At 68.4% G+C, this 16455-nt stretch carries 15 protein-coding genes and 1 pseudogene; 5 read left to right on the forward strand and 11 right to left on the reverse strand.

Annotated features, from left to right (window positions below; all coding sequences use genetic code 11):
- Window positions 1-72: 72 nt before the first annotated feature.
- Complete coding sequence (locus AB0M22_RS01915; protein ID WP_364719805.1) at window positions 73-1020, reverse strand: hypothetical protein; 948 nt, start codon at window positions 1018-1020, stop codon at window positions 73-75.
- A gap of 230 nt (window positions 1021-1250) precedes the next feature.
- On the opposite strand from AB0M22_RS01915, the gene AB0M22_RS01920 reads away from it, so the two are divergent.
- The 3 genes and pseudogenes from AB0M22_RS01920 (at window position 1251) to AB0M22_RS01930 (ending at window position 4732) form a co-directional block, all read left to right on the forward strand.
- Window positions 1251-1718, forward strand: coding sequence for a YiiD C-terminal domain-containing protein (locus AB0M22_RS01920; RefSeq protein ID WP_364719807.1), 468 nt, complete (start codon window positions 1251-1253; stop codon window positions 1716-1718).
- 423 nt (window positions 1719-2141) lie between these two features.
- Window positions 2142-2468: pseudogene (locus AB0M22_RS01925) on the forward strand (transglycosylase family protein); the annotation flags it as partial.
- A gap of 317 nt (window positions 2469-2785) precedes the next feature.
- On the forward strand, window positions 2786-4732 hold the full coding sequence (locus AB0M22_RS01930; RefSeq protein WP_364719809.1) for an MFS transporter: 1947 nt from the start codon (window positions 2786-2788) through the stop codon (window positions 4730-4732).
- Window positions 4733-4740: 8 nt separating this feature from the next.
- On the opposite strand, the gene AB0M22_RS01935 is transcribed toward AB0M22_RS01930, so the two are convergent.
- From AB0M22_RS01935 to AB0M22_RS01980, 10 genes are all read right to left on the reverse strand, one after another.
- On the reverse strand, window positions 4741-4950 hold the full coding sequence (locus AB0M22_RS01935) for a TOBE domain-containing protein (protein WP_364719811.1): 210 nt from the start codon (window positions 4948-4950) through the stop codon (window positions 4741-4743).
- A gap of 53 nt (window positions 4951-5003) precedes the next feature.
- Entirely contained in the window at window positions 5004-5582 is a 579-nt protein-coding gene (locus tag AB0M22_RS01940; protein ID WP_364719814.1) for a pyridoxamine 5'-phosphate oxidase family protein, read from the reverse strand.
- A gap of 88 nt (window positions 5583-5670) precedes the next feature.
- Window positions 5671-6411, reverse strand: a complete 741-nt coding sequence (locus tag AB0M22_RS01945) for an SDR family oxidoreductase (RefSeq protein ID WP_364719816.1) — start codon at window positions 6409-6411, stop codon at window positions 5671-5673.
- A complete protein-coding gene (locus tag AB0M22_RS01950; protein WP_364719819.1) occupies window positions 6408-7427 on the reverse strand; it encodes a phosphotransferase family protein in 1020 nt (339 codons plus the stop codon). The genes AB0M22_RS01945 and AB0M22_RS01950 overlap by 4 nt, the downstream gene beginning before the upstream one ends.
- Complete coding sequence (locus tag AB0M22_RS01955) at window positions 7424-8593, reverse strand: thiolase family protein (protein WP_364719821.1); 1170 nt, start codon at window positions 8591-8593, stop codon at window positions 7424-7426. Before AB0M22_RS01955 ends, AB0M22_RS01950 begins: the two co-directional genes overlap by 4 nt.
- Window positions 8594-8719: 126 nt before the next feature.
- Window positions 8720-9769 (reverse strand): ABC transporter ATP-binding protein, encoded by a 1050-nt coding sequence (locus tag AB0M22_RS01960; protein WP_364719824.1) that lies wholly within the window; start codon window positions 9767-9769, stop codon window positions 8720-8722.
- Window positions 9766-10578: a molybdate ABC transporter permease subunit gene (gene modB / locus AB0M22_RS01965; protein ID WP_364719828.1), complete on the reverse strand. Its 813-nt coding sequence runs from the start codon at window positions 10576-10578 to the stop codon at window positions 9766-9768. Before modB ends, AB0M22_RS01960 begins: the two co-directional genes overlap by 4 nt.
- Complete coding sequence (gene modA / locus AB0M22_RS01970) at window positions 10575-11354, reverse strand: molybdate ABC transporter substrate-binding protein (RefSeq protein ID WP_364719831.1); 780 nt, start codon at window positions 11352-11354, stop codon at window positions 10575-10577. The genes modB and modA overlap by 4 nt, the downstream gene beginning before the upstream one ends.
- Window positions 11355-11365: 11 nt before the next feature.
- Entirely contained in the window at window positions 11366-11764 is a 399-nt protein-coding gene (locus tag AB0M22_RS01975; RefSeq protein ID WP_364719834.1) for a TOBE domain-containing protein, read from the reverse strand.
- 473 nt (window positions 11765-12237) lie between these two features.
- Window positions 12238-13503, reverse strand: a complete 1266-nt coding sequence (locus AB0M22_RS01980; protein ID WP_364719836.1) for a helix-turn-helix domain-containing protein — start codon at window positions 13501-13503, stop codon at window positions 12238-12240.
- Between the two features lie 269 nt (window positions 13504-13772).
- On the opposite strand from AB0M22_RS01980, the gene AB0M22_RS01985 reads away from it, so the two are divergent.
- Entirely contained in the window at window positions 13773-14906 is a 1134-nt protein-coding gene (locus AB0M22_RS01985; RefSeq protein WP_364719839.1) for an alpha/beta fold hydrolase, read from the forward strand.
- Window positions 14907-15047: 141 nt separating this feature from the next.
- Window positions 15048-16427, forward strand: coding sequence for a lipase family protein (locus AB0M22_RS01990; RefSeq protein WP_364719842.1), 1380 nt, complete (start codon window positions 15048-15050; stop codon window positions 16425-16427).
- Window positions 16428-16455 lie beyond the last annotated feature (28 nt).

Below are 16455 nucleotides of genomic sequence, written 5' to 3' on the forward strand. Positions count from 1 at the left end.
GGCCCGCCACCAGCCATCCTAAGATCGACTGCGATAACCGAGGCTACGGCGTCGTCCGAGAGCGCTCGAAGGTCACGGCGTGGCGGTGCGGGCATTCGGGTCGAAGCCGCCGGGGATTTCGTAGACCACACCGGTGAACGTGGCGCCGAAGAGGCGGCCCGCCGAGAAGCCCGTGCTGCCGCGGCCATAGGTGAGCACGCTGGTCAGCGGGTTGCCGCCGCCGAGAATGCAGTACTGGTTCGGGGCGTCGATCCGGATGACCTGACCGGCCGTGTTGAGCGGGACCACCGGGCGGTCCAGGGAGTCCAGGGTCAGCCCGTCCGGTGCGGCGAGCGCGTCGGCGCCGCCGAGGTCGAGCAGCGACTGCGGCGCGCCCGGGTTGGCGGTGGGGATCCGGCTCACCCCCGGGTTGGCGAATGTCCTACTGACGTACAGGTATTCGTCGTCCTTGCCGAGGACCGCGCCGTTCGCGCTGGGGAACGAGGTCCAGTCGGCCTGGACCACGCCGTTCGGGTAGACGCGGCCGACCAGACTGCCGAAGTCGTTGGTGGCGTAGACGGTTCCGTCCTGCGCGACATCCATGCCGTTCGCGGCGCTGAGTCCGGCGGCGACCGGGCGGACCGCGCCGGTGTCCGGGTCGAGTTCGATAATTCCGGCGTGGCGCAGCGAGTCGCCGGCGAACGAACGGGCGTCCGCGCCGTAGCCGACCAGCAGTTTGTCGTCCGGCGTCCAGGCGAGCGCGCCGCCACCGCCGCTCGGCACGGTCGCGATCGGCACCGGCGCCGCGCCCGGCGCGTCGATCCGATACACCCGGCCGGTCGCCAGGTCCGTTGTATAGGCCCGCCCACGGGCGTCGACGGTGAGCCCTTCCAGCGCGCCCGCCAGCGTCGCGGCCACCAGCGTCGGCTGGCCCGCGCCGCCGCATACCGGTGCGGCGCTCGCCGCGGGCGCGGCAACCGCCGACAACGCGGCGAAGGTCAGTGCCGCTACCGCGACCGTTGCCTTGTCCAAGCTGGTCATTGCACACCTCGGCTGTCTGGGTGCGATTCGCGGCCACAGAGCGCGAATCGCCGAATGGGGGCTGAACCTGTGCAGTATGCGCGCGTAGCGGGGGAGAACGACGCACCATCGGTGAGGCTGGCGTGGCACCCGCTCGTCGAGACGATCAGCGCCGCACCGGGTTTGCGCCCCGGCCGGGCGATACGCTGCACCGGAGGCGACGACGCCCCGGTGCGAAGGGATGATGCGGGATGACTGACGAGCTGGAGACGCCGCCGTTCGCGGAGATCGTCAACGGGGCACTGGAATTCACCATTCCGGTCGCGCACCGGATGGGGGTGACCGCGGTCGACGTGCGACCCGGGTTCGCCGCGACGACGGTGCCGATCGAGGGCAACGGGAACCACTTCGGCGTGATGTACGCGGGCGTGCTGTTCACCGTGGCGGAGATCCTCGGCGGCGCGATCGCGATCGCCACGTTCGACAACTCCGAGTTCTATCCGCTGGTCAAGGATCTGCACGTCTACTTCCGCAAGCCGGCGAAGACCGATGTGCGCGCTGAGGCGAGTCTGTCGGCGGCGGAGATCGCCCGGATCGCCGAAGAAGCCGCGACCAACGGCAAATCGAACTTCACCGTGCACGCGGTTGTCACCGATTCCGACGGCGTAGTGGTCGCGGAGACCGAGGGGCTTTATCAACTGCGGGCGCTCGGTAAGTAGCGGATTGCCGCTTCGTTGATCACGAATGATTGACGCTTGAATCGAGCCGTGCAGGGCGAAGTTCGCATTCCTGTCCCGCTCAGTGGGACGTCGGCGTGTCCGCGTGCGACCGATGACACAATTCGAGAGTGATCTCGGGCACATAACGTAACAATTACTGTTCGCCTTGATGATTCCTTTTGCCTGCTCGAGATGCATAAACGGCATAACCCTCGACTATCGGTTCAGCAATGGATCCGTGATCGCGGCGTGATTCGTAGCGACTTCTTCGCTACCGTCGCCGGAGCCCGATCGATGACGGGCTCGAACTCGAACCGCTGAATGCCGGCGACCCTGTCCCGCGGTTGGAGGATCCCCGACACACCTGGGGGCAGGGACACGGCGAGCACGTGCCGTGCCGGTGGGCGCAGGCAGGAATCCCACATGTCGCATAACCGCAAGTTCAGCACCCGCGTCCTCGGCTTCACCGCCGCACTGGGCGCCCTCGTGGCCGTCCCGTTCGGCCTGTCCACCGCCACCGCGTCGGCCCACGACTGGGACGCCGTCGCGCAGTGCGAGAGCGGTGGCAACTGGGGCATCGAGACCGGCAACGGCTTCTCCGGCGGTCTGCAGTTCACCCAGAGCACCTGGTCCGCCAACGGCGGCACCGGCAGCCCGAGCAACGCCAGCCGCGCCGAGCAGATCCGCGTCGCGGAGAACGTGCTCGCCACCCAGGGTCCCGGCGCCTGGCCGGTCTGCGGCGCGTACCTCTAGCGTGTCGCCGGCGCCTACCGTGAATCACGGTAGGCGCCGGGCTATTTCGGGGCGATCGATCGCCGGGCGTAATCGCTTGATTTCGATATGATCAACTCCCGGTCGAAGTACTTTTCGTAATATCGAATTCGGGTGCGCCCAGCGAGCGCGCAGGAATTTCATCCCACGAATCCGAACTAGAACACGTTTCGGTCTCGTGTCGCGAAATGCCTGCGGGTGGTGAGGCCGATCACTAGCCTGTTGCCACCCGGCTCGTTCGGTCCGGCTCGCTGTTGAGCCGGACGAGATGCCGTGGCTAGAAAGGCATCTCGACCATGAGTTCGACCACGACCGCAGCACCGCCGACTATTCTCACCGGGCTGTGGCAGCGCAAGCTTCCGCACTATCCCGATACCCCCGCCCGATCCTGGTATCTGACCGTTGTCGTCATCGCCTCGATCGCGCTCTACTACCAGTTGTTCGTCACCGGCGCGGTGGGCAATGAGCTGATCGCCTATTTCCACCTGTCGTTCGCCTACTTCGTCTGGATCTTCATCATCGGCGCCGCGTTCGGCGCGGCCGCCTCGGTGCTGGCCGGGGTGCTCGACCGGTGGGGCCGGGCGAACATCGTCGCCTACGGCGTGGTGATCTGTTCGCTGCTGACCCTGTTCGCGGTGCCGGCGACCACGACGAAGGAGCAGTATCTCTTCGTCTACGTGGTGGTGAGCATCGTCGAGGGCGCGGTGCTGGTGGCCACGCCCGCGCTGATCCGCGACTTCTCCCCGCAGCTAGGCCGGGCCTCCGCGATGGGCTTTTGGACCCTCGGCCCGGTGATCGGCGCGCTGGTCACCACCGGGATCTCCACCCGGACGCTGGACACGCACCCGGACTGGCAGTACCACTACCGGCTGTGCGGGGTGATCTGCCTGGTCATCGCGGTGATCGCGGTGGTCGGCCTGCGTGAACTCAGCCCGCGGCTGCGCGACCAGATCATGGTGTCGCTGCGCGATCGCGCGTTGATCGAGGCGCGGGCCCGCGGACTGAACGTCGGCGAGCTGGAAAAAGGGCAGTGGCGGCAGATGCTGCGGCTCAACATCGTCGGCTCGGCGCTGGCGATCAGCCTGTTCCTGGCCTTCTTCTACACGATCGTGTCCTTCCTGCCCGTCTACATGGCCACGAACTTCGGCTTCAGCCCGGCCAAGGCCAACGCGCTGGGCAACTGGTACTGGACCGCCAACGCGATCGCGCTGGTGACGGCCGGGATCGCCTCGGACTACCTGAAGGTGCGCAAGCCGTTCATGATCGCCGGCGCGCTGATCAGCATCGTCGGCATGTACCTGTTCATCGGGTACACCGATGAGCCGGGGACCGACTACTACACCTTCGCCTGGGTGTTCGTCATCATCGCCGTCGGCACGGGCATCGCCTACTCGACCTGGATGGCCAGCTTCACCGAGACGGTGGAGGAGCGCAATCCGGCGGCGACCGCGGTGGGGCTCGCGGTGTGGGGCGGCACGTTGCGCAGCGTCGTGACCGTCGTGCTGTTCGGCCTGCTGGTGGTCGTGAACGCGGCCGGTCCGCTGGTCAACTTCGGGCCGCGACTGCAAGAGATCCAGGCGAAGTACGGGCCGCAGCTGGCGACGATTCAGCAGGTCGGGCCGGAAACCCTTGCGGCACTGAGCAAGAACCCCAACGATCCGGTCGCTCAGGTGACCGCGCTGAACAAGCTGACCGGCGCGTCACCCGCCGAGATCCAGACGGCGTTCGGGCTCACCACCCGCTACCGCGAGGAACTCGCGACATTGCAGGCGATCGAACCGGCCACCCAGGCCGCGCTCGCCGCGAACCCCAGCGACGGGAACGCCGGGCTGGCCGCCGTCGGGCAGGTCGCGAAGAAGTTCGGTATCCCGGTGGATCAGGCGATCGCCCGGTTGACCGCCGTGCAGCAGATCCCGCCCGCCGACCTCGCGATCCTCGGCACCGTCGGACCGAAGCTCGCGCAGGCGGGTGCGCAGCTCCAGTCGGTCGGCACCATCCCGGCCGAGGACCAGGCTTACCTGGCCGAACACGGGAAAGAGGTGCAGCAGGCCAAGGCCGATTCGCCGCAGCAGTGGGAGCGCTGGTGGTGGATCTGCCTGCTCGGTCAGGTCGCGTTCCTGCCGTTCGTCTTCCTGATGGCCGGGCACTGGAACCCGAAGAAGGCGGCCGCCGAGGCCGCGGCGCACGACCGGCTGGTGCAGCAGGAGCTGGCCGAACTGACGCCGCAGCCGGTCGAGCGGTAACCGTCCGGCTACTCGACGCCGAGGGTGACCTCGGTCGACTTGATCAGCACCTGCACCCGCACGCCGTCGGCGAGCTCGAGGTCGTCGACGGCGTCGCGGGTGATCGAGGAGGTGATCTCGTCGCCGCCCGCGAGGCGGACACGGACCACGGCCATGGCCTCGCCACGGGTGACCGAGATGACGGTGCCGTCCATTTGGTTGCGGGTGCTCAGTCGCATGTTGGCGAGCATACGCAGGGCAACCTTGGCTCGGCGGGATATGCGCGCGGTGTCTACCGGGGAATGGCGGAGGGCAGCGGGTGGTCCGGTTCGAGCGCGGGCAGGCCGTCGAGGCTGGCCGAGTTGTCGCCCGTGATGCGGCGGGCGAAGTCGTCGTCGGTGCGTCGTCGGTGCAGCGCGTCGAGCACCGGGCGTTCGTCGACGAGTTCGAGATAGGGGACCGAGTAGCCGCAGGAATCGGCGATGCGGTCGATGTCGACCACGATCGCGGCCCGGATGCCGGGGTGTTGCAGGCCGAAATGCGGTCGCAGCGGCTCGAATTCGGCGGAGTCGGGGCGGATCACGCGGCCGGTGCCGAACAGGCGCAGGATCTTCGAGGTGCGGGTGAACGAGCAGAACATGATCGTGATGCGCCCGTTTTCGCGCAGGTGGGCGATGGTTTCCGCGCCGCTGCCGTAGAGGTCGAGGTAGGCGATGGTGTGGTCGTCGATAATCGCGAAGGTGTCGCGATAACCCTTGGGGGACAGGTTGACCCGTCCGCCTTCGACGGGTGCGGTGGCTACGAAGAACATCGACTGCTCTTCGATGAACTTGCGTAGCGCGTCATCGAGGTATGGGAAAACCTTCGCCATCAGGGCCCCTTTCTCGGTCGTCCCATGACAGGACTCCCGACTGAGCGTAACTCCCTGGCGGGGTCCCGATGGGCGGCTGAGGCTCAGATCACGCGCGCCAGAGTTGGTCGCCCGCGCGGGAGATCACGATGTTCGGCACCACCGCGTTGCGGGACAGCCGGGTGATGGCGAGGACGAGTTCGGCGATGTCGCCGGTGCTCAGCATGGCCGACTGGTCGAGGACGTCGCGTTTCCAGGCGGTCATGTCGGTGTCGACGTAGCCGGGCGAGATGGCGGTCGCGCTGACGCCGTTGGCCGACTCCTCCAGCGAGACGGTTTCGCAGAGCGAGATCAAGGCGGCCTTGGTCGCGCCGTAGGCGGCTAGGCCCGCCTCGCCGGCGACACCGGTGATGGAGGCGAGGGCGACGATCTTCGCGCCGCGGCGCGGGTCGTCCTGAGCGCTCTTGCGTAGCAGGGGAAGTGCGGCCTGGATGAGGGTGATGGGGGCGCGGAAGTTGACGTCGAGCATGCGCTCATAGGTCTGCACCGGCATGTCGGCGACGGCGCCCGCGGTGCCGGTGCCCGCGCTGAGCACGAGGGCGTGCAGGCCGTCGAAGCGGTCGGCGTGGGCCTGGACGAGGGCGCGGACCTGGTCGAGGTCGTTCATCTGGGCGACAACGGGATTCACCTCGACGCCGGTCGCCGCGCGCAGGCGGGTCGCGGTTTCGGTGAGCACGTCCTGGTTACGCGCGGCGATGGTGAGCTGGAAACCCTCCTCCGCCAGGCGGCGGGCCACCTCGGCCCCGATGCCGCGGGAGCCGCCGGTGACGAGGGCGCTGCGAATCGTCATGCGAGAGTTTCCAACCCGGCATCCAGCAGCAGCGGGACCGCCGCGCCGATCGTGGCGAATCCGTCGCCCACCGTCTTCCCGGCGAGGAACCGCTGGTGGATACCCTCCGCGATGACCGCCAGCTTGAAGTAGCCGAGTGCGCGGTAGAACGGCAGGTGATCCAGGGGATAACCCGTTGCGGCGGCGTAGCGTTCGGCGATCGCATCGACGGACAGGAAGCCCGGGTTCGCGCTCGGTGCGTGCCGGACGCCGAGCACCGGCTCGCAGCGGTCGTCCCAATAGACCTGGAGCAGGCCGAGATCGGCGAGCGGGTCGCCGAGGGTGGCCATCTCCCAGTCGACCACCGCGGCGATCGTGCCGAAGTCGTGGCGGTCGACGATCGTATTGTCCAGGCGGTAGTCGCCGTGCACGATGGTCTCGGCCACCTGGTCCGGCAGCGCGGCGCGCAGTGCGTCGGTGAGCTGGTCGAGGGCGGCGAGTTCGCGGGTGGCGACGCGGTCCCACTGGCCGCGCCAGCGTTTGACCTGGCGGGCGAGATAACCGGCGGGACGGCCGAATTCGGCGAGGCCGACGGCTGTGTAGTCGACCGCGTGCAGTGCGGCCAGGGTGTCGATGAGCGCTTCCGAGCAGGCGCGGGCCTGGTCGGTGGTCAGTGCGGCGGTCTGGTCGCCGTCCTGGAGGACGTGGCCGTCGACGAAGGCGACGACGGCGAACGGAACGCCGATCACCTCGGTGTCCTCGCACAGCGCGATGGCCTGTGCGACAGGGACATTCGTGTCCTGCAACGCGGCGACGATGCGATATTCGCGGGCCATGTCGTGCGCGGTGGGGGTGAGCGGGCCGAGCGGTGGGCGGCGCAGCACCCAGTCGTTCGTGCCGTCGTTCAACCGGTAGGTGAGGTTGGATTTGCCGCCTTTGAGCAGCGCGGCGGTCAGCGGGCCCGCGGTCTGCGGGACGTGTGCCTCGAAATACCGTTGCAGCGCGGGCAGATCGAGGCCGGCCAGGGCCGCCGTCATCCGAGGCGCTCGATGATGGTCGCGTTGGCCAATCCGCCTGCCTCACACATGGTTTGCAGGCCGTAGCGGCCACCGGTCTGCTCGAGATGATTGACCATGGTGGCCAGGATACGGGTGCCGGAGGCGCCGAGGGGGTGACCGAGGGCGATTGCGCCGCCGCGCGGATTCAGCTTGGCGAGATCCGCGCCGAGCTCGTGCTGCCACACCAGCGGCACCGGGGCGAAGGCCTCGTTCACCTCGTAGGCGTCGATGTCGTCGATGCTCAGACCCGCGCGTTCGAGGACCTTGCGGGTCGCCGGGATGACCGCGGTGAGCATGAGCAGCGGATCGTCGCCGACCACCGAGAACGAGTGGAACCGGGCGCGGGGGCGCAGGCCCAGCTTGTTCGCCGCCTCCTCGCTCATGATCAAAGCGGCCGACGCGCCGTCGGTGAGCGGGGACGAGTTGCCCGGCGTGATCGACCATTCGATCTCCGGGAACCGCCGGGTGTACTGCTCGTCCACGAATGCGGGCTTCAGCCCCGCCAGTCCTTCTGCGGTCGTCGTGGGGCGGATGGTCTCGTCCGCGGTCAAGGTACCGGCCGCGACCAGTTCGTTCGAGAAACCTCCTGCCGCAGCGGTTTCCGCGGCCAGCCGATGCGAACGCGCGGCGAACTCGTCGAGCGCGACCCGGTCGAACTTCCACCGCGCGCTGATCACCTCCGCCGCGATCCCTTGCTGCACAAGCCCTTCCGGATACCGATGCGCGAGCGGCCCCTGATTCGGGTCCTTGCCCTGCGCGTTCGAGAACATCGGCGCCCGGCTCATCGACTCCACACCGCAGGCGATCGCGATGTCGTAGGCCCCCGAAATCACGCCCTGCGCCGCGAAATGCGCCGCCTGCTGACTCGACCCGCACTGCCGATCCACCGTCGTCGCCGGCACCGACTCCGGAAACCCCGCCGCCAGCGCGGCCGTCCGGCTGATGTTGAACGCCTGCTCCCCGGCCTGCGTCACACACCCGCCGACCACGTCGTCGACCAGCGCCGGATCCAGCTCGCTGCGCGCCACCAACTCCGACAACACCCCGGCCAGCAGGGTGGCCGGATGGACCCCCGACAACCCACCCCCGACCTTCCCCTTGCCCGACGGGGTACGAACGACATCGACGATGACGGCGGACCTCATAGCCCTCTCCGATCAGCTAAGTTAGTTGCGATTCTCGTCTAAGTTAACACGGATTCGCCTCCGGGCCGCACGGGAATGCGCGCTCCACCCCGAGACTATCCATTCGCGCTGAACCCGGGGCGGGAGTCAGGCCGGATAGGTATGGGTTTCCGTGGCCTTGACGGCGGCCCACAGTCGCAGACCGGGGCGCAGGCGGAGGTCGGCGACGGTGGCGGGGGTGACGTCAGCCAGGACGGGTGGGGTGCCGTCGAGGCGGAGACGGATGGTGTGGGCGTGTTGTTCGATGCCGGCGATGGTGACCGGCCAGGTGTTGCGCGGGCTGCCCGTGGGGTGGTCGGGGTGCAGGCTGACGGCCGTGGGGGAGAAGGCGATGTGCACGGGGCCCTCGCCGGGTTCGGCGGCGGTGAGGGTGCCGCCGGTGTCGAGTTCGACGGTGGTGCCGTGGGCGGTGCCGCGATAGAGGTTGAGGCCCACCAGGTTTGCCACGTAGTCCGAGCGCGGGCGGTGGGCGACCTCGCTCGGGGAACCCTCCTGGACCACGACGCCGTTTTCGAGGATGACGAGACGGTCGGCCAGCACCATGGCATCGAGTGGGTCGTGGGTGACCAGCACGGTGTGGCCGGGGTAGTCGGCGAGGTGGTGGGCGAGGTCGGAGCGCACGCGCAGGCGGGTGCTGGCGTCGAGCGCGGCCAGCGGCTCGTCCAGGAGCAGCAGGGCGGGGTCGGTGGCGAGGGCGCGGGCCAGGGCGACGCGCTGGGCCTGGCCGCCGGACAGGGCTCGCGGTTTGGCCTGTGCGTGCTCGGCGAGACCGACACGATCCAGCCATTCGCTGGCGCGTGCTCGGGCAGCGGTACGGCGCTGGCCGCGGGCGCGGAGGCCGAACGCGACGTTGTCTAGTGCGCTCAGATGACCGAACAGCAGGTAGTCCTGGAAGACGACGCCGACCTCGCGCTGTTCGGCGGGCACGAACACCTTCGGCGGTGCGTCCCAGGTCTTTTCGCCGATCCGCAAGGTGCCGCCGGTCAGTGGCGTCAGCCCGGCCAACGTCCGCAGCGCCGTGGTCTTGCCTGCGCCATTCGGTCCGAGCAAAGCGACGACTTCACCCGCCGCCACGGACAATTGGATATCGAGTTCGAATTGACCTCGGGTAACTCGCAATTCGGCTTCCAGGGTCATACCGCGCCCCGAATCCACCGCTCACGCAACGCGACCAGAACCGCGACCGACACCGTGAGCAACACCAGGCTGAGCACGATCGCATCCTCCGGATCGGCTTCGAGCGCCAGGTAGACCGCCAGCGGCATGGTGGTCGTCTTGCCGGGAAAGTTGCCCGCGAACGTGATCGTGGCGCCGAATTCGCCGAGCGCCCGCGCCCAGCACAGCACCCCGCCCGCCACCACGCCCGGCAGGACGGAGGGCAGCGTCACCCGCCGGAAGGTCAGCCAGCGCGACGCCCCCAGCGTCGCCGCCGCCTCCTCGAACCGCGGATCCGCCGCCCGCAGCGCGCCTTCCACCGAGATCACCAGGAACGGCATCGCCACAAAGGCTTCCGCGACCACCACGCCGGCCGTCGTGAAAGGCAGTGAGACGCCGAACCATTCGTACAGATACCGCCCGAACAACCCGCGCCGGCCGAGCACCAGCAACAGCGCCACGCCGCCGACCACCGGCGGCAGCACCAGCGGCACGGTGACCAGCGCGCGCAGCACCCCGCGCCCCGGCACCTCGCCGCGCGCCAGCAACCACGCCAACGGCACCCCGAATACCAGGCAGATCACCGTCGCGAGACTCGCGCACTCCAGCGAAAGCCGAAGCGCCTGACCGACTTCGGCGTTCAGCAGCCGATCCGGCAGGCCGCGCCAGGGCGCCCGCCACAGCAGTCCGATCAGCGGAACGAGCAGGAACGCCAGCGCGCACAGCGCGGGCAGCACCAGAACGAGCGGTCGCCGTCCCTGTGCTGCCCGTCGCCGCGGCACCCGGGTCACGGTGCGTCGAATCCCGCCTTGGCGAACACCGTCTTCGCCTGATCGGACTTCACGAAGTCGGCGAACGCCGCGGCCGCGGCCGCGTTCGGCGCGTGCGCCAGCGGCGCGACCGGGTAGTCGTTGATCGCCTTGGCCGCCTCGGCGAAGTCGATGCCCTCCACCTGGGCGCCCGCGGACAGCACGTCGGTCCGGTACACCAGCGCGGCGTCGACCTCGCCGAGCTTGACCTTCGTCAGCACGGCCTTCACGTCGGCCTCACGGGTATCGGGCTGCGGGTTGACGCCCGCGGCCTCGAACACTGTCTTGGCGGCGGCGCCACACGGGACCTGTTCGGCGCACAGCGCGATCTTCGGCTCGGTCTTGCCGAAGTCGGTCAGGCCGGTGATGTGGCCGGGGTTGCCCTTGGGCACCGCGATCTCCAGCCGATTGCGCACGAAGGTGAACGGCGCACCGGTCACCTCGCCTTTGTCCTGCACCTGCTGCATGTTCTTCGGCGCGGCGGAGGCGAACACGTCGGCCGGGGCGCCCTGGTTGATCTGCTCGGCCAGCGCCGAGCTGGCGTCGAAGCTGTAGACCACCTTGACGCCGGGGTGCGCGGCCTCGAACTGCTTGCCGAGCTCGGTGAAGGTCTCGGTCAGCGAGGCCGCGGCGAACACCGTGACGGTGCCGCCGACCTTGCTCGTATCCGCGGGCGCCGCTTTGTCGTCGGAGCCGCAACCGACCAGGGTCAGCGCGGCCACGCCGGCCATGGCGGCGACACTCAGCGAACGAATCATCTTCGACCTCATCAACTTTCCGGAATCTCGACTACGACATGTGTCGACTTGACCGACGCCACCGCGACGCTGCCGACCTCGAGCCCGAGCTCGTCGACCGACTCCCGGCTCAGCAGCGAGACCAGCCGGAACGGTCCGGCCTGCATCTCGACCTGCGCCATCACGGTGTCCTTGAGCACCCGCGTCACGATGCCGCGCATTCGATTGCGGGCGGACGCGGCCACGGTGACGCCCGGTTCCGGGGTCTCCGCGGTGGCTTGCAGGAATTCGGCCAGTTCCCGGCCGCGCACGCCCTTGCGCCCGTTGCCGAGCTGGATCGCGGTGAGCTTGCCCTGATCGATCCATCGACGCACGGTGTCGTCGCTGACTCCCGCCAGCACCGCCACCTCACTGATCCGCAAATCCGACACGATTGGCAGTTTATTGCCGTATCTGCGGAAAGCAAGGGGCAATCATCGCGCGGCGCGGCGGGCGGAGCGTGCGGTGGTCGCGTGGCGGCGACCCTCGGATGCGGTGAGCGCCGGAGGCCGCGACCGATTTTTCCGGTCTGTGCCTGCTGTGATTGCTGTGGCGAAATTTCCGGTGAACTCTCTCACAACGAGTGCACGCCGAACTATCGGCAAAGTTCCATCGGGAAGCACATAAAAGCCTGCTGGGCATAACATTTCGCGCCACATCGGCGAATCGGGTCGTGCCGCATATCACCGCTCGAACAGCTGAGCACGCTCCGCGATCATTACATTGGAGGGGATTTCGCAGTCCCATCTGATGGAGGAATTTCGGTGCCGATTATCGATCTGGGTTCGTCAGCGTTGAATCTCGCGAACGTCGTGACGTCCATTGCCGCCAACATCACCTACCTGTTGCAGGCCTGGCACGTTATCTAGTCGACCCCGTGACCCGGCGGCGCCGCGGCCTTCGCGTCGGCCGCCGGGCACAGGCGATGAATCGTCAATGCCGCGGCGAGCAGCCGGGAATCATGCGGCTCGGTGGGATCGATACCGGTGAGCTCCGCGATGCGGCGCAGGCGATAGCTGAATGTATTGGGGTGGACGTGGATCTCGGCGGCGGCCGCTTTCCGATCGGATCCGTGGCGTAAGTGCGCGTCGAGCGCTTCGATCAGATGGGGGCTCGGCAGGATCGGCGCGATCCGTTCGACCAGCCTTCCCCGCGCGGGTCCCGGCCTGGTGAGCTGGTGTTCCAGCAGTAAGTCATCGAGTCGGTAGCAGCCCGGCGGTTTGCCGAGCAGGCGGGCCAGTTCGGCCAGATCGGTCGCCTCGCGCGCGGTCTGTGGCACGGATTCCCTGGTGACCGAACGATATTCGGCGATGAACACCGCTACCCCGAACTGCTCGGCGAGTTCCGCGGCCAGATGTTCGTAGCCCGGCTCAGTCGGGTCCGCGTCGGAGACGTTGGGTAGCAACGCGATTCCGGTCGAGCCGTCGAAGGTGGCCAGCGCGGTGGTGCCGACGAGGCCGTCCAGGGCTCGTTGCAGGATTCGTATCCGCCGCCTGCTGATGAGCGTGGCCACGGTGCTCGGCTGCTCGTCGTGGCGAATGTGGATGGCCAGCACGGTGTATCGCTCGGCCAGCGCCGTATCGGCCCGCGCGGCAAGCTCTTCGGCGGGTAACCCGCCGAGCAGCGCGGCGCACAGCGCGCGCCGGGCCTCGCGTTCGGCGTGGTAGATCGACTGCTCGACCTCGGTGTAGGTCTCGACCACGGTGATGTTGATGTGCATCAGCAGGTCGAGCAGCCGGCCGCCGACGACCGTCAGGTCGTGCATCTCCGCCGTCGTGGCCAGCGCCACCGCCTCTTGCAGCACCGATTGCGCGGAGCCGTGGATGGCCTCGATCAACAGCGGCAACGGAATCCGGTCCTCCGCGTGCCGCTGCGCCACCGGGACGACGAAGGCCGCGACCTCCGCCCTGGTGAACTCGCGCTGCTCGCCGATGGCCTGCAAGACCGCCCGGCCGCACGCGTAGATAGCGGGCAGCACCTCGGCGGTGAAGTGACCCTCGGGCAGATCGGCGGCGGGCCGGGTGGCGCCGAGCCCCGCGGCCAGCATGCGTTCGGAGATCTGCGGCCAGCGGGTGAGCAGCCGCGTGACCAATGGTGCGTTGCCGGTCGGCGGGGAAAGTGCGAGGGACATGCGCCGATTGTTTCCAACGACAGGTTTTGCGGCAAGGTAACCGGCGCATCGGCCGGAACTTTGTCGCGGACAACAACTTCGCGCGCGCATTCTTCTCCCCGGCGTGCAGTGACAATGGCGCGGCGGCGGCCCTAGATTCGAGCAGAGTCCCGATATGGTGCGCAGCACATTCGAACGGTGGTGTGGCGCGGGAAACAAGGTGTGGCGGTTGGCAATTCCGGTCCCGGACGCGCACATCGCTCGAATGGGAAGTGAACTGAATGTTTGCAATGACGCAACACGCCAAACGGGCCGTCTGTGGTGTCGCGGTGATCGCCGGGTTGACCGTGGCGACCGTCCTGGGTTCCGGTGGGGCGAACGGTGATCCGCGCATCGAGCCGGCGGAGCAGGCGCTCGCCGATGCCATCAGCGCCGGATTGACACCGGCGGCCGATGGCAGGCAACCAAGAGCGGTAACGGATTCCGGCAGCAGCTCGGGTCTCAGCCACGCCTCCGATGTGCTCGGTGAGGGACCGGAGATGTCGGCGTATCTGGCGGCCTTCGCCTACGGCCTGGCGCACCCCGACGCGGCGCCGCCCGGCGCGAACCGCTGGGACTGCGTCCCGAGCGCCGACCATCCCCGTCCGGTGGTGCTGTTGCACGGCACCTGGCTGAACGCCTACGACAGCTTCGCCTACCTCTCGCCGCGCCTGGCGCGCGCCGGATTCTGTGTGTTCGCGGTCAATTTCGGCCGTTCCGGTCTGCTCGACGGCGGCGGTCTCGGCCCGATCCTGCCCGGTCGTTACGGCGTCGGGCGGATGGAGGAGTCCGCGCGGCAGGTGGGCGAGTTCGTCGATCGCGTGCGGGCGGCGACGGGCGCCGAGGCGGTGGACATCGTCGCGCATTCGCAGGGCGGGACGGTGGCCGATCAGTACCTGAAGTTCGACGGCGGCGCGGGCAAGGTGCGCAAGCTGATCTCCTTCGGGGCGACCTTTCACGGCACCTCGCTCATGGGCATCGCGACGCTGGGTCGCACGATCAACAATCTCGGCGTCGACATTCTCGGCTTCTATCAGCCGATCGTCGGGTACGCCAATATCCAGCAGGCGGTGGGCTCGTCGTTCTACGCGGCGCTGAATGCCCAGGGGGACACCGTTTCCGGCGTCGACTACACCTCCGTCGGGTCCCGCCTCGACCAGGTGATGAATCCCTACGACTGGTCGTTCCTGCGGGCCGGACCGGGTGCCACCGTCGACAACATCACCCTGCAAGCGGGTTGCGAGCAGGATCTGTCCGACCACCTGACGATCATGTACTCGCCGCGCGCGGCCTCTATTGCGCTGCACGCGCTCGATCCGGTGGCGTATCCGAACCTGGAGTGCGCGTTCAATCCGTGGCTGATCGGCGGTGGTGGCGGCCTCTGAGCGCGGCCGAAGAACTTTCGGCGCACGAATTGTCTTCCACGACAATTCTTTTCCTGCCGATGAGTTCGATATTTTGAAGGTGGGCATGCTGCGGCACCGACGGCGCGACGATCCCGGACATCAGTGGAGAGGATGAACAGCATGATTGCCGACCCCGCGCCGGGTGTCATCGGTCCCCTCGTCGAACCACGCTCCACCTATCCGCTGTTGCCCGAGGCGGACCCGTTCTACGCGCCACCACCCGCGCTCAGGCAGCTACCGCCCGGTGCGATCGTCCGCACCAGGGAGGTCGAGATCGCGTTGTTCGGCGCTGTGCCGCAGCGGATCTCGGCCTGGCAGCTGCTCTACCGGACCTGTGACCTCGACAACGTCCCCGAGGTCGCGGTCACCACCGTGCTGTTGCCGTCGGGGGCCGACCCGGCGGAGCCGCGCCCGCTCGTCTCGTTCCAGTGCGCGATCGACGCCGTTGCCTCGAAATGCCTTCCTTCCTATGCGCTTCGGCGCGGCGCGCGAGCGGCCGGGTCGATTCCGCAACTGGAGCTGCCCCTCATCGTCAGCGCGCTGGCTCGCGGCTGGGCGGTGTCGGTGCCCGATCACGGGGGGACCGCGGGACGGTTCGGGGTGGCGCGCGAACCCGGCTACCGTGCGCTGGATGCGATCCGGGCGAGTTCGGCGTTCGCGCCGCTCGGCCTCGACGCGGCCACACCCGTTGCGCTGTGGGGTTATTCAGGCGGCGGCCTAGCTACCGCATGGGCCGCGGAGCTGGCCGCCGAGTACGCGCCGGAGCTGAACATCGTCGGCGCGGTCGCCGCCTCGCCGGTCGGCGATCCCGCCGCCGCGTTCGTCCGCCTCAACGGCTCGCTGTTCGCCGGCTTCGCCGCGGTCTTCACCGCCGGGCTGCGCCGCGCGTATCCCGACCTCGACCTGCTCCTGCGCACCCACCTGGACGCCCGCTATCTCGGCTGGCTCGCCCACACCGAGGCGACCGCGACGCTCCCGCTGCTGTACCGCTTCGCCCGCCGCGACATCGACCGGCACTGCCGCGGCGGCCTCACCGCACTCCTGGAGTCACCGGAACTCCAACGGGTTCTGGGCGATATCCAGCCCGGCCGCCGCACCCCGGTCATGCCGATGCTCGTCCTCCAGGGCGTCTACGACGAGGTCATCGCCGTCGCCGACGTGGATGCCCACGTCGCCCGCTACGCCGCGGCGGGCGCCCACGTGCGCTACCTCCGCGACCGCCTCAGCACCCACCTGCTCCTGCAATACATCGCCCTCCCGGTGATGATCGACTGGCTCGCCGACCGCTTCGCCGACCGCGAACCGGCCCCTGCCACCACCGAAACCGTCTGGTCACTCGCCTTCTCCCGCAACGCGATTGCCGGTCATCTGGACTTCACTCGCCTCGTTGCCCGCATGCTCTTCGCCCGGCCGATTCGGCTGATGCACCGACCGAGGTCGAGTTCGACACCACCGAGCCGAGCACCCTGCCGCAGACCGCGAAACGGGTGTGCTCGTTGACTGCGTACCCGGGAACCGGACGTGGACC

It is taken from the genome of Nocardia sp. NPDC051756, from assembly GCF_040681495.1.
In the GTDB taxonomy this organism is placed as follows: domain Bacteria; phylum Actinomycetota; class Actinomycetes; order Mycobacteriales; family Mycobacteriaceae; genus Nocardia.

Coding starts and splice junctions, on each gene's coding strand:
- AB0M22_RS01915 (WP_364719805.1), bottom strand. CDS start 1,020: ATGACCAGCTTGGACAAGGCAACGGTCGCGGTAGCGGCACTGACCTTC.
- AB0M22_RS01985 (WP_364719839.1), top strand. CDS start 13,773: ATGACGCAACACGCCAAACGGGCCGTCTGTGGTGTCGCGGTGATCGCC.
- AB0M22_RS01980 (WP_364719836.1), bottom strand. CDS start 13,503: ATGTCCCTCGCACTTTCCCCGCCGACCGGCAACGCACCATTGGTCACG.
- AB0M22_RS01950 (WP_364719819.1), bottom strand. CDS start 7,427: ATGACGGCGGCCCTGGCCGGCCTCGATCTGCCCGCGCTGCAACGGTAT.
- modA (WP_364719831.1), bottom strand. CDS start 11,354: ATGATTCGTTCGCTGAGTGTCGCCGCCATGGCCGGCGTGGCCGCGCTG.
- AB0M22_RS01935 (WP_364719811.1), bottom strand. CDS start 4,950: ATGCGACTGAGCACCCGCAACCAAATGGACGGCACCGTCATCTCGGTC.
- AB0M22_RS01955 (WP_364719821.1), bottom strand. CDS start 8,593: ATGAGGTCCGCCGTCATCGTCGATGTCGTTCGTACCCCGTCGGGCAAG.
- AB0M22_RS01940 (WP_364719814.1), bottom strand. CDS start 5,582: ATGGCGAAGGTTTTCCCATACCTCGATGACGCGCTACGCAAGTTCATC.
- AB0M22_RS01945 (WP_364719816.1), bottom strand. CDS start 6,411: ATGACGATTCGCAGCGCCCTCGTCACCGGCGGCTCCCGCGGCATCGGG.
- AB0M22_RS01920 (WP_364719807.1), top strand. CDS start 1,251: ATGACTGACGAGCTGGAGACGCCGCCGTTCGCGGAGATCGTCAACGGG.
- AB0M22_RS01990 (WP_364719842.1), top strand. CDS start 15,048: ATGATTGCCGACCCCGCGCCGGGTGTCATCGGTCCCCTCGTCGAACCA.
- AB0M22_RS01930 (WP_364719809.1), top strand. CDS start 2,786: ATGAGTTCGACCACGACCGCAGCACCGCCGACTATTCTCACCGGGCTG.
- AB0M22_RS01960 (WP_364719824.1), bottom strand. CDS start 9,769: ATGACCCTGGAAGCCGAATTGCGAGTTACCCGAGGTCAATTCGAACTC.